Origin of the sequence: Candidatus Zymogenus saltonus (genome assembly GCA_016929395.1) — a bacterium.
Lineage (GTDB): Bacteria > Desulfobacterota > Zymogenia > Zymogenales > Zymogenaceae > Zymogenus > Zymogenus saltonus.
This window is the reverse complement of record JAFGIX010000032.1, coordinates 75,187-88,137: the sequence shown is the minus strand read 5'-3', so window position 1 is coordinate 88,137 and position 12,951 is coordinate 75,187. Positions and strand designations below refer to the sequence as shown.

General features: G+C 51.8%; 9 protein-coding genes. 1 reads left to right on the top strand and 8 read right to left on the bottom strand.

Annotated elements, in window-relative coordinates:
• From JW984_07060 to JW984_07030, 7 genes are all read right to left on the bottom strand, one after another.
• Entirely contained in the window at nt 1-1,296 is a 1,296-nt protein-coding gene (locus JW984_07060) for an adenylosuccinate synthase (protein MBN1572937.1), read from the bottom strand.
• A gap of 160 nt (nt 1,297-1,456) precedes the next feature.
• Nucleotides 1,457-3,037, bottom strand: coding sequence for a phosphoglycerate dehydrogenase (locus tag JW984_07055; GenBank protein ID MBN1572936.1), 1,581 nt, complete (start codon nt 3,035-3,037; stop codon nt 1,457-1,459).
• A gap of 11 nt (nt 3,038-3,048) precedes the next feature.
• Nucleotides 3,049-4,200 carry an alanine--glyoxylate aminotransferase family protein gene (locus JW984_07050; protein MBN1572935.1) on the bottom strand — a complete coding sequence of 384 codons (1,152 nt, stop codon included), beginning with the start codon at nt 4,198-4,200 and terminating at the stop codon, nt 3,049-3,051.
• 132 nt (nt 4,201-4,332) lie between these two features.
• The gene (locus JW984_07045) at nt 4,333-6,045 is read right to left on the bottom strand and encodes an alpha-glucosidase (protein MBN1572934.1); all 1,713 of its coding nucleotides are present in this window, start codon (nt 6,043-6,045) and stop codon (nt 4,333-4,335) included.
• 37 nt (nt 6,046-6,082) lie between these two features.
• Nucleotides 6,083-7,672 (bottom strand): 4Fe-4S binding protein, encoded by a 1,590-nt coding sequence (locus tag JW984_07040; GenBank protein MBN1572933.1) that lies wholly within the window; start codon nt 7,670-7,672, stop codon nt 6,083-6,085.
• A 339-nt stretch (nt 7,673-8,011) separates the two neighbouring features.
• The gene (locus JW984_07035) at nt 8,012-8,920 is read right to left on the bottom strand and encodes a DUF362 domain-containing protein (protein MBN1572932.1); all 909 of its coding nucleotides are present in this window, start codon (nt 8,918-8,920) and stop codon (nt 8,012-8,014) included.
• A 275-nt stretch (nt 8,921-9,195) separates the two neighbouring features.
• Nucleotides 9,196-9,348: a hypothetical protein gene (locus tag JW984_07030; GenBank protein ID MBN1572931.1), complete on the bottom strand. Its 153-nt coding sequence runs from the start codon at nt 9,346-9,348 to the stop codon at nt 9,196-9,198.
• A gap of 154 nt (nt 9,349-9,502) precedes the next feature.
• Between JW984_07030 and JW984_07025 the strand changes: the two genes are divergently transcribed.
• Nucleotides 9,503-10,093 (top strand): tetratricopeptide repeat protein, encoded by a 591-nt coding sequence (locus tag JW984_07025; protein ID MBN1572930.1) that lies wholly within the window; start codon nt 9,503-9,505, stop codon nt 10,091-10,093.
• Nucleotides 10,094-10,735: 642 nt separating this feature from the next.
• Here JW984_07025 and JW984_07020 read toward each other — a convergent pair.
• A complete protein-coding gene (locus JW984_07020) occupies nt 10,736-12,844 on the bottom strand; it encodes a DUF3160 domain-containing protein (protein ID MBN1572929.1) in 2,109 nt (702 codons plus the stop codon).
• Between the last annotated feature and the right edge of the window lie 107 nt (nt 12,845-12,951).

The window sequence follows — 12,951 nt, the reverse complement described above, 5'->3', positions numbered from 1 at the left end:
TCAACTTAAAAAGGGATTTCTTATCGTAATTATATCCTCCCGGTCCGGCCCGACCGATATTATCGCCGCGGGGACCCCGAGGATCTCCTCTATCTTTCCGATGTAGTCGCGGGCGTTTTTCGGGAGCTTATCGAAGTTCTTGATCTTTTCGATATTCTCCTCCCAGCCGGGAAGCTCTATGTAGACAGGCTCCGCCTTTTCGAGGGATGGGATATCCGACGGGAAATCCTCCCTGACCTCGCCGTCCATCCTGTACCCCACACATATCTTCAAGGTTTCCATCCCGCTTAAGACATCGAGCTTGGTGATGATAAGTCCGCTCAGTCCGTTGAGCCTCACGGAATGGGCCATGGCGACCGCATCGTACCAGCCGCAGCGGCGTCTCCTTCCGGTGGTTGCTCCGAACTCCGCGCCCTTGCTCTGAAGGAAGTCTCCTATCTCATCTTCGAGCTCCGTCGGGAACGGGCCGGAGCCGACCCGCGTCGTGTATGCCTTTGTTATTCCGTAGACCCCGTCGATCAGCATTGGCCCTATTCCGGAGCCGGTGGCGGCGGCACCGGCCACCGTGTGGGAGGACGTCACAAACGGGAACGTCCCGTGATCAACGTCCAAGAGGGTCCCCTGCGCCCCCTCGAAGATTATCGACGCCCCCTCCTTGATCTTCTTGTCCAAAACAAGGGAGGTGTTTGCGATATACTTCGATATTTTTTCCGACGAAGCCATGAGGTATTGAAATGCCTCTTCCTGGTCCACGGGGTCGGAGCCGAAGTAATTCTTGATGTAGAAGTTCTTTTCTTCGATTACAAGCTTTAGCCGCTCCTTCAGGCGTTTTGGGTCTTTGAAGTCCCCCATCCTGATCCCCGAACGGGAGGCCTTGTCCTCGTACGCCGGGCCTATGCCCCTCCCCGTCGTGCCTATCTTGCCCTTCTTTCTGGCCTTATCCCTCAAAACATCGAGCGACTTGTGGTAGGGCATTATTACGTTCGCCTCTTCGCTGATCTTGAGGCACTCATCGTTTTTGAAATATCCTTTATCTTTTATCTCCTCGATCTCTTCTATCAATACCCCTGGGTCCACCACAACACCGTTTCCTATAATGCACATCTTGCCCGGGTGGAGGATTCCGGATGGAATCAGGTGAAGCACTATCTGCTCCCCCTTGACGACAAGGGTGTGCCCCGCGTTGTTTCCGCCCTGAAATCGGACTATAACATCCGCATATTCGGAGAGGAGATCGACCATCTTGCCCTTCCCCTCGTCACCCCACTGAGTCCCGACCAAGACAATATTGGGCATCTTAATATCTCCCCGTGTATATATTGCTTTTCATTTTTTTTTGCGACCGCACTTGAGTATAAGGCAACCGAATGCGGCAACCGCGACTAATCTTGAGGATGTTTATAAGCTTAAAAAAAGCGATGAGTCTGAATCTTTAGACTGCCGGTCCAAGGGGTCGTTATAACTTCACCTGCTTTATCGTGACCATGTTTGGAAGATCTGTAAGCGTCTTCATAACATCCGGCGGCACATCCTGATCCACGGATATTATGATAAGGGCGTTTCCACCTTCTTTATCTCTGCCGAGGTGCATCCTCGCGATGTTGATGCCGGCCTCGCCGAGCACCCCCCCGACTCCGCCGACCACCCCTGGCTTATCGAGGTTTTTTATAACCAGCATGTTTCCGTCCGGCACCGCCTCCAGGTCAAAGCTGTCAAGTTTCACTATCCTCGGATTGTCCGAACCGAAGATAGTGCCGGATATGGTTATATCCCCCTCATTGGTCTTTGCCTTGAGGCCGAGGAGGCTCGTGAATCCCTCTACCTTTTCGCTCTTCGATTCCACGACCTTTATTCCGCGCTCATCGGCTATGATCGGGGCGTTGACATAGTTTGCCCCCTCCTCGAGTATCGGATCGAAGATCCCCTTCAGCACCGCAACCTTGAGGGGACGAACGTCCATCGTTGAAATCTCCCCCCTGTATTCTATCTCTATCTCCTTCAATCCCGGCAGTCCAAGCTGGGAGATAAATGATCCCATCACCTCCGACAGTTCTATGTACGGCTTCAATACGGTGAGGTCTTCGGGGCTTACCGATGGCATGTTGATGGCGTTTCTCACGACACCCTTCAAGAGGTAGTCGACTATCTGCTCCGCCACAAGAACGGCGACGTTGACCTGCGCCTCTTCCGTCGATGCCCCCAAGTGCGGCGTCAGAATTACCTTTTCGTTATTCAACAGGGGCGATGGCTCCGGGGGCTCTTTGACGTATACGTCCAGCGCCGCCCCGGCGACGATTCCCTCTTCAATCGCCCAAAGGAGGTCTTCTTCATTGACGATACCCCCCCGGGCGCAGTTGATGATGAATACCCCTTTTTTCATCTTCTTGAAGGCCTTGCGGCACAAGAGGCTCGTGGTCTCCTCCGTCTTAGGCGTGTGCACCGTGATGAAATCGGACTGCTTGAATATCTCGTCATTGGACACGAGCTCCACGCCCAGTTTATCCACCGCCTCCTGGCTGATGAAGGGATCGCTGGCGATGACCCGCATCTTGAGGCCGATCCCCCTGGACGCCACTATCCTTCCGATGTTTCCCAGACCGATGATCCCCAGGGTCTTGTTAAAGACCTCCTTGCCGATGAACTTCTTCTTCTCCCACTTCCCCTCGCGCATGGACGCCGTCGCCTGCGGAATATTTCGAGACAAAGACAGCATCATCGCAATGGAGTGCTCCGCCGTGGTTATGGTGTTTCCGCCCGGCGTGTTCATCACGACTATTCCCTTCTTGCTGGCCTCCGCTATATCTACGTTGTCAACGCCTATACCGGCCCTTCCTACTACCTTCAGCTTCTTGGCCGCGGCTATTATATCCGCCGTGATCTTGGTGGCGGACCTTATCGCAACGCCGTCATATTCGCCTATGATCTTTATAAGCTCCTCCGGTTTCAGACCCGTATTGACATCAACGGTGATCCCCTTTGCCCCACGGAATATATCTATTCCCTTTTCGGACATATTGTCGGCAACGAGTACTTTCATGGAAAACCTTCCTAATTAATAGCGTTGAGTTTCTTCAGTATTTCCTCGGCAATGCCCACTCCCTTTCCGGCATCCACCTTAAATCCGAGGGTCGAAAGCGTCATCTCGACGGCCGCTATGGTCATAATTATGTCGAACGTGTCGACGTAGCCCATATGGGCTATCCTGAATATCTTCCCCTTCAGCTCCGCCTGGCCGCCCGCAACCGTTATCCCATGAGTCTCCCGAAGGGTCTTTACTATCTTGCCCCCGTCGATTTCGGCCGGGGCCTTGATTGCCGTAATGGAGTTCGAGGGCGATGTGGGGGCGAAAAGCTCGAGGCCGATCTCAACCGCTCCCTTCCTGACGGCGTCGCCCATCACAGAATACCGATGGAAGAGGTTTTCGAGGCCTATCTCCCGTATGATCTTAAGGGCCTCGGCAAGCCCCACGATAAGGGAGATGGCCGGGGTGTAGGCGTTCTGGTTCTTGAGCAGGTTCTTCTCCTCCTTTGCGAAGTCGAAATAGTACTTCGGGAGGTTCGAGCGGTTCATGAATCCCTTTGCCTTTTCGGATACGGACGCAAAGGCGAGACCCGGCGGAAGCATCAATCCCTTCTGGGAGCCTGAGACGACGACGTCGAGCCCCCATTCGTCCGTGGGGAGATCAACCACCCCCAACGCCGATATGGCGTCTACGATAAAGAGCGTCCCGTCCAGCTTCCTGACGATCTCTGAGACCTCCTTAACCGGGTGGGCGACACCGGTCGATGTCTCCGAGGCCTGAATCATCACGGCCTTGACGTCCCTGTTCTTTTTGAGGGCGTCTTCTATCAGGGCCGGATCGACAGCCTCCCCCCATGTAACATCGATGTTTATTGTCTCGAGGCCGTAGGCCTGGGAGATCTCGGCCCACCTCTCGCCGAACTTCCCTCCCCTGACGGTGATAACCTTGTCGCCGGTGGATAAGGTGTTCACCACCGCCGCTTCCATGGCTCCCGTTCCCGAGGAGCTGTGGATGATTATCTCGTTTTTGCTCTGGTAGAGGTACTTGAGACCTTCCCTTACCTCTTCGAGGATCTCCGAAAACCTAGGTGCCCTGTGGTGGATTATCGGCTCCGCCATTGCCAGGAGGACCCTCTCCGGAATTGGTGTGGGTCCGGGTGTCATTAGGTACTTTTTCATGTTTACATTCAACCTCTGAAGTTAATATACAATTTCCGAAACAACTTTAATATCAAAATAGTCGTCCGTTGTCAAGAATAACAGACAAATATTCAACACGAAATTTAGATTTCTTTCAACCGCCTGAAACCGCTATCTGAGGATTGTGGCCTCGTAAGGCCAGACTTCGAGGGGAAATTTGACGTCATCCCCGCCGGCTCTGTGCGTGGAAAAATCTACCGAGTATCTCACCTCCTTCTCACCGCCGATGATGTTCTGGGCGATTGTCCTTTTGCACCCCTTGAAATTGAGAAGAACAAGGCGCGAGTCGTCTCCCTTAACCCTCCTGTATGCGAATATCCCCTTGGGCGTCCCCCTTAATATCTCGATCGATCCGGATGTCAGGGAGGGGGTTCCTTTCCTCTTCCATATCAGGTTTCTGTAAAACGAGAGGAGCGAGTCCTTGTTTTTCAACTCGGCCTTAACATTGATATAGGATCTATTGGGATTTATTGGAAGCCAGGGTTTGCTCGATTGCGTAAAGCCGACGCCCACGGTGTCATCCCACTGCATGGGGGTTCTCGCCATGTCCCTCCCCACCGGCACCGGCCAGTAGCGTATCCCCACCGGGTCTTGGAGATCTTGCTTCTTTATGTGAAGGTTTCTCATACCTATCTCCTCGCCGTAGTAGAGGAACGGGGTGCCCTTGAGCGTCAGGAGCATCGTCGCCGCGACCCTGGCCCTCATGACGATTTCGTCTTCACTTCCCCTGCCGTATCTGCTTATATGCCTCGGCTGGTCGTGGTTGGACAGAAAATAAGTCGGCCAGGCCCTGTCCGGCAGCAGATCCTCCCACAGGGAGATCGCCTCCCGGAAGGCCTCCGCCCTGAAGTGATTGAAGAAGAAGTCGAAGTTGAAGACGAGGTTCAGCCTATCCATCCCGTTTCCGTAAAACTCGGCTGCTTTTACAGGGTCCTTGGAAAACACCTCCCCTACGAGCATCCTCTCCACTCCGCTCCCCTCCTTCCCGTAGGAGTCGACCACGCTTCGCATCTCCCTCGCCACCTCGACGCACTCCGGAAGCTCCTTGTCGTAGAGGTGTTTTTGCATGTCGTAGGGGCGAATCCCTATTGTGTAGGGATTGCTCCTCAGCTTCTCGTCCTTGAAGATGTGGTTGATGACATCCAACCTGAAGCCGTCCACGCCCATGTCCAGCCAGAACCGCATCTGGTCGTACATCGCCTTTCTGACCTTCTTGTTCCTCCAGTTAAGGTCGGGCTGCTCCTTAAGAAAGTGGTGGTAGTAGAACTGCCCCGTTTTCTCGTCCAACTCCCAGGCGGGGCCGCCGAAGACCGACTGCCAGTTGTTCGGCCTCCCACCCCTGAAGCTCCCCCTGTCCTGCCAGATGTACCAGTCGCGCTTCGGGCTGTCCTTTGAGCTTCTCGACTCCAGAAACCACTCGTGGAGGTGGGAAGTGTGGTTCGGGACGAAATCGAGGACTATCCTTATGCCCCGCTTGTGCGCCTCCTTGAGGAGCCTCTTGAAATCGGTCAGATTGCCGAAGGCCGGATCGATATCCTTGTAATCGGAGACGTCGTAGCCGAAGTCGAACATCGGAGACGGATTTATCGGCGAGAGCCATATGGCGTCGATGCCGAGGGAGTTTTCGGTGCCGTCGTTAAGGTAATCGAGGCGATCGGTTATCCCGTTGAGGTCGCCGACGCCGTCGCCGTTGGTGTCTTTAAAGCTCCTCGGGTAGATCTGATAGAAGACCCCCTCCCTCCACCATATTGAACCTTTTGGTGACTTTTTTTGCGAATCTTTCGGCGAGCCTTTGGCGGCCTCCCCCTTTTTTGAAGCACTCATTTCAATTATCACTCCAGATAGAATTTAAAAATTCAGGCTATATCTCTTCCTTCATGGAGGTCACGATTATCGCGGAGCGACCTCCAATGGGACACTTGTTCTCGCATATCCCGCAGCCGACGCAGAGGTCGTATATTACATACGGCTTCTTCAAGGGGGATCCGTCTGTTGAAGGCTCGTCTCCCTCCTTCCATTTATGATATTTTATGGCCTTGTCCGCCGTGGGGCAGTGCTCCTCGCAGACAATGCAGTTGACGTTGTGCGCCCAGGGAAGGCACCTGTCGGTATCTATATACGCCTTTCCGATTACAGTCTCCTTCTTTTCATCTACTTTTAGCTCCCTTATGGCGTCGGTGGGGCACACCTGTCCGCAGAGGGTGCAGAGGTACTCGCAGTAGCCTATCCTCGGAACGAGGACGGGGGAGTATATCGATTCGAGCCCGCCCATCGCGATGTCGGGCTGGAGTCCTCCCGTGGGACACACCATCATGCACTCGGTGCATTTGATGCACCTCTCGATAAACTCCGCCTCATCCATCGCCCCCGGGGGGCGGATGAGAAAGTTGATCCCCCCCTCCTTTTTGAGCTTCCTCACGGGCGATACGGAGAGAAGCGGCTGGACAAAAAGCCCGGCGATTGCCGAGGTTATTACGTATCTCCGCCTTATATCCGAACGCCCCCCCCTCGACCGGATCGATTTCAGGCTTAAGGTATTCTCAACCCTTCCCTTTTGACAAAGGGTAACACAGTCCTCGGTGAGGATACATTCGCCCTTCAGGAAGTCCCCGCCCTTTTCAAACTCCGAAAAGGCGTCCATGATGCAGTTGTCGGAACAATCCTGGCAGTCCTTGCAGAGCCTTGCAGGAGTCCTCTTCAGAAAGGAGAATGTGGCGAAGATCGAGAGGACCGCCCCCAGGGGGCATAGATACCTGCACCAGAAGCGGGGCCTTATCCTCTCGGCGATTATTATTCCCAGAAAGATCGCGAGGCTGAATATCGAGAGGGCGAAAAAGCCCTGTTTAAAAGGGAGAATAATCCTCGACAAAAAACCGTAAGTTGCGTCGGTCACGGGGGTAATTACCGGAAGGTCAAACCCAAACAACCAACTGAATATCGAAAAGGACAGCGATGAAAATAGAGGATAGATTGCGATGGTAAGGGATCTTATGGCGATGCTCAAGGGATCGAAGATGCCGGTCAGGTTGACGGAGAAAAGCGTCGGAATCAGGATGATGATCAGGAGGTAGTATTTCAGGCTCTTGGGGAACTTCGCATTTTTCAGCCATAGTCCCCCCTCGGCTCCTCTCGCCCTCGCCTTCCCCCCATATACCACGGGGCGCAGGAGGTCAAGGACTCCTCCGACTGGACAGACCCAGCCGCAGAAGAAGCGCCCGATGATTATCGTTGCGAGGAGAATTATGAGGGACGGCAGAAAGAAATCAACAAATCCCTCAAAAGACTTCGTGGCGAGGATGTTCCCTATTGCGGTGAGGGGGTCCACCTGGAAGAAGACGTTTATCGGATAGTGGACCTCGTTTCCACCCCGGTAGGTCGTGGCGACGAACAGGGTAAGAAAGATGAGGATGAAGAAGAGTTGCACCGCCCTCCTCAAATAGGGAGACGGCATATTCTTAGCTGCTTTTGAGCGACGTTTTTCCATCTGCAATCTAAAAAGGCCCTGCAATTTTGCAACGAAAAAAACTCAAATTCAACCTCTATCCCCTTGACTTTCCAAAAACCTTCTCCCAACCCTTCCCTCTCCCCCCTCGACCCGACAACTGCCCGACATCCGCTCTTTTCGCGGTTCCCCGCTCCTTAATTGACCAACTCCCCTCGACAGCAACTGAATCGACATAAGGATTAGCTTGGAGATCCTCCCCTCTATCCTATATGGATCGGCCCCATTAACCGAAAATAAAAAGGGACTACCCTTTCTCGCCTTTGAAGCCCTCCGACCCTTGAGGGATCAGACCCCCTTGACGGTAACCTTGCTCAGGTTTATCTCGCCCAGGCCCATCTTGTACGCGGTAGCGATGTGGCCTATATCGGTGCCCTTAATGCCGAAGAGGGTCGCCCCGTAGGAATCGATAGCAACGGGATCGGTCCCCGCTATTACCTTGTTCAGCACCTTTACGTTCTTGATATTCCCGCCCGAAGGCCCGCCTCTTGTGAGGATTCTCGTGGCGTCAAGGACTATGAGGTCAGGCCTTATGACGGTCGAGATGTCGGCGAGCTTCTGGTCTATCTCCCAGTGGATCATCCCCCGTCTCCCCCCAATCACCCCCATAAGATTCTTCATCGAGAGGGTAAGTGTCGTCAGGCCGTGGCTCTTGGCTACCGGAACGTTGATCAGCTTATCGGCGTCCAGAACCGTTCGATAGACCTCGAGGTCCTCCAGCTTTATCCCGCGGGGTATCTTTATCTTGACGAATCTTTCCATGTTGACGTACTCCACCCTCACCCTGGAATCCTTAATCTCCTCAACGGCGCTTTTTATGCCGCTGTTTACGTATGTCCTCCTGGCGTCGTCGCACGTCCTGTCCAAGACCGTTATCCTTTTGGCCCCTGCGTCGAGGCACATCTCCGCAATCGTCTTAACGACAATAGGGTGGGTGTTGGCGGCGAGCTCCGGAGTCCTGTCCCAACCGATGTTAGGCTTTATCGCCACCCGCTCCCCACTGGAGACGAAACTCCCCAATCCCCCCAGCATGTCGACGGCGTCGATTACGACGTTTCGATAATTCCTGCCAGTGGCCACCGCGAGGGTGGTTCCACCCGCGGCGGAGGCCAAACTGCTATATAAGGGAAGAGCTGTAGAGGCCAATGCCGATACACCAACCTTTAAGGAGCCGGCCAGGAAACATCTCCTCCCCATACGGCACTCTTTTAGGGGCGGAGCGAAAAACTTCCCCTTTTCATCAAAAAACTCTTTCATTTTTACACTCATAAAATGGACTTAATAATTATCTTGATGCCCGGGGTTTCATTTGGCCAAAATAGGGCATCACCGATAATGCGAAAACGCATTCGGCCTCCGCGCCTACTATTGCCAACTCCTCCCCCGCTTTTAGATATAAGGGTTCTTCCTCTTGATTTGCTCAAGGTACTTATAAAGAACCTGCAAACTAAAACTTTTCAAACACCCAAAGATCATTCCTCCGAGGATTCAACCTCATCATCAGCGACATCTTCGGTGTATACAAGAGCCACACTCAACACATCGATCTTAACGTCCTTTAAGGCCTTGGTTATATCTCCAGCCTTTGCATCCTTTGTCTTGACAATGAAATTGACTTTCTTCATAATGAACTACCCCTTTTTAAAAGGTGCTCTATATCACATTCGCATGACCGCTTTTAATGTATCATAAAGAAGGTTTTTTGTCTATATGGTGAAGTTTTTTTGGAACTTTTTTTTAAACAGCCGATCATAAACTATTAAAGGAGGTCGGCCTCAAGTGAGGAAGTGGGGATACTTAATAACACTCTCTTTAATTATTGGCACCGTAATTGCGCTGATATTTATCATCAAGGGGACTTCCTTATCGATTGTGGAGGATCATTCGGGGGTGGATTACGGGGTCTCGTTGATCAGGGACGGGAGATACAACGACGCGGCCTCGGTCTTTGCCGAGGCCCTCGAGTCCAATCCCAATGACCCCGAGCTTCTGAACTACCTCGGCATCTCCCGCTTCAACAAAGGCGACTACGCGGGCGCCCTAAAGGCCTTTTCAAGCGCCCTGAAGATAAATCCCTCTCTTGCCGATGCCAACCACAACCTCGGCCTCACCTATCACGAAATGGGGCTTTACTACCACGCCATAGAGTACTACGAGCGGGTGATAAACCTCGGAGCCGACGATGACCTCCTCCACTACCATATGGGCCTCACAAAGATAGCCCTGAGAGACTGGGACGGGGCTGTGGAGAGCCTCGATACGGCCGTCACCCTAGGATCCCGAAAAACTCCCCCTGATGACAAAATGTTGGAGGAGTATCGCAGATACCTGAAATACGCACGGTATAGAGATGGGTTTGGAAAGAAGTAGTCATTCTTTTCCTCTCCATCTATGTTTTTCTACAGTGAGATTTCATTAAAGGAAGCCAAGGACTGGTCAATGTTGGGATAGGAAAATTGATCAATCCAAAAATGGGGTCATGTACTAACAGCCGAGACCTCATACCATCGGCTTTTCGATAAAGGTTCAAACCTTGATACAAAGCGAAACCGTTTTACTGAACAAATCGACACAGGATCAATGCAATCCAAATGCCTGATTTTCATTTAAAAACGGCTCACCAGGTATTACCAAGTTTTCAATAGAGAGAGCAAGTCTTTAATAACAATCGGCGTAGTTAAGTAAAAACGGATTGCAGACAGACAAACCGCTAACACAATTTTTGACCAATGCAGATAAATATTGGGCGAAAAAAAGCCCTGCTTTATAACAGGGCTTTTTAATAGTAAAATCGATTTACTGTGTTTTAGAGTGATCTCATATACCAAGACACCATCCACGCCGGATTTCTGATTCACGGCATAGCTGGCCGGCGATGTTGCGTTGCCATCGCTTTGGTAGATAATATCTTTTGTGTGTTTTGTTATAATATCATCGAAGTTAAAAAAGCTATTCTTTTTATGACGTTTCCTCCGCATTTGTCCTTTCTATTTAAGGATTCAAATTAATAAGCTACTCCGCCGTTATCGCTTTTATCCAAGGCGGCTGGGACGGTCTTTTTTTGTCCTCTTTCATCTTCTGCCACTTCTCGTCCGTCAGCCTGTCGGACATCGGATGCTTGAACTCGTAGAACGAGAAGACGCCCCCCCTGCAGATTCTCTTCCCCTTGGCGTCCTCGACAATAACGAATATATTGAAGGGAGAGCCAACGCCGACCTCCAGGACATAGCTGGTATTTAGGTCGGTATGGACGTCCGCTATGATATCCATCTTTGTGTCCGTATCGGAAGTTATCATCCTGGCGATCTCCCCCGAAAAATACGTCATCGATCCAAGCTTCGTGCCGACTTTTCTGATCGTATTGTACTCCTCTTGACTCAATTCTTCGTCTCTCAGCTCCTTTTCTGAAATGGTCTTCAGCTGGGCCAGCAGCTCCTCAAATTTCCGGATCTTCTCGGGCACGCCCTCCGGAGCGATCCCGAGGGCGTCAAGGTTTGCCCCGAGGTCGGCCATCATCTCCTCAATCCGTCCATACACCTCCGGGTATGGCTCAACGTAGCCGTAGGGAAATTTTACCTCGATCGGCATACCCCGGCCCACCATTGTATAGCTCTGCTTTGCGTACAGGATCGTGTCGTGGCGCAGCTCCGCCCATGAACCGAGGGCGGTCTGAAGCTCCTTGTCCATCCAGGCGACGGTCGACATAAATGCCGGTACCGAGTCTCCCGACTTGGCATCAAGGAGGGGGATAAGGGCGTACAGCCACCTCCAGTACAGGTTTTGCCCCCAGTCCTCGGTCGTCTTTGAGGAAAATTCCTTTTTCAAGAGGTTTATCTGCTCTTCGTAATACGTGTAGTCCGTGTCCCCCTCGAGCTTCAGTATCTCGTGAGCCCTATCCGAGCCTAAGACGGCAAATATATCGAGGCCCCGGGGGAAGGCCCTCGAAGGCCCGAAATTTGGGATTTCCTCCATGGTAAAGGGTTTCCCGCTTCCGGTATATTTGAACTTCTTCGCACCGTATACGAGGTTCTGAAAGATATACGAATCCGGGATGAACCGCTGTCCCATAAACCTGAAACCCATCGTGGTGTTTTCAAACTTGCCGTCTTCTACGAACGCGGCACCGGAAAGTATCTTCGGCGGGTGCAGCTTCATCGCCTCATCGATGAATTTTAAAACATTGTCAATATCGCCGTACTTATCAACACCGCCCCCTTTGGGAAATATCTTTTTCATCAACTTCCTGTAATCGTAAACATCGAGGTCATCGGTCTTGCCCACAAAATAGGTCGTCGGCTCATAGATCTGTTTCCAAAGGGTAAAGGCCTCTTCGTCTCTCATCAGCGCGTCGCTGATAAGTAGGGCCTGAAGGGTCATCATAAGCCCGTGCTTCTGGGCCTCTTCACTTTCCCCGGGCTTAAGCTTGAAGTCGATCCGGCCGTGCCACATCATCGCCTTGAAATAGGTCTCGAACTTCTCGTTTCTCGTGTAGTGGCCCCTCGGCACGTACTGAGAGTAATCCTCAAAGGCATAGGGGGTTGTATAAAGGCCTGGGTTCTCGACATAGGTCAGAAGCTCCCTGTACTTTATATCCTTGTGGGCCTTGATATTTTCGATCTCCTTATTGACCAATTCATCGAGACCGTATCCGACCTCGTAGGCGGGATCGAAGATCTTCTTTGCCACGGCGAAATACCCGATGTTGAGCCGGGCCGCCTCCTTTACCGATTCGTCCTGGGCATCGTTGTACTGCTCAACAGAGATTGCAAGCATCCTGTCGATAAGCCTCAGAAGCGTTGCGTACAGCTTATCCATTTCGAGGATACGCAGCAGGTAGTCGTAGAAGATATGGGCGGTGTGCAGGACGGCGTCCGTGGTGACAAAGACGGGCTCGTCATCTTCATCGGCCTGTTTGTAAATGTCGGTAATTTCATCTTCAAAGCCCGGGACTATGACAAAACCATTTTTTCCGAATATTTTTTTTGCTTTCTCTGAAAGGTTCATTGCTTCTATCTCCCTATTTAAAGAAGACTCGGTTTCCTTCTCGAGAGCGCACCCAATTTGAGGCAGCAGCATTATCGAGAAAAAAACCACTGTTAAAAAAGATACGGCTTTTTTCATTTGAAAACCCTCCGGAAAATAATCAAATTTTCTTAAAAAGGACGAACAAGCGATTAACTTGTTTCACGATTTTTTACAAAAACCTACAAGCGTAAAGGAAGGTCGCC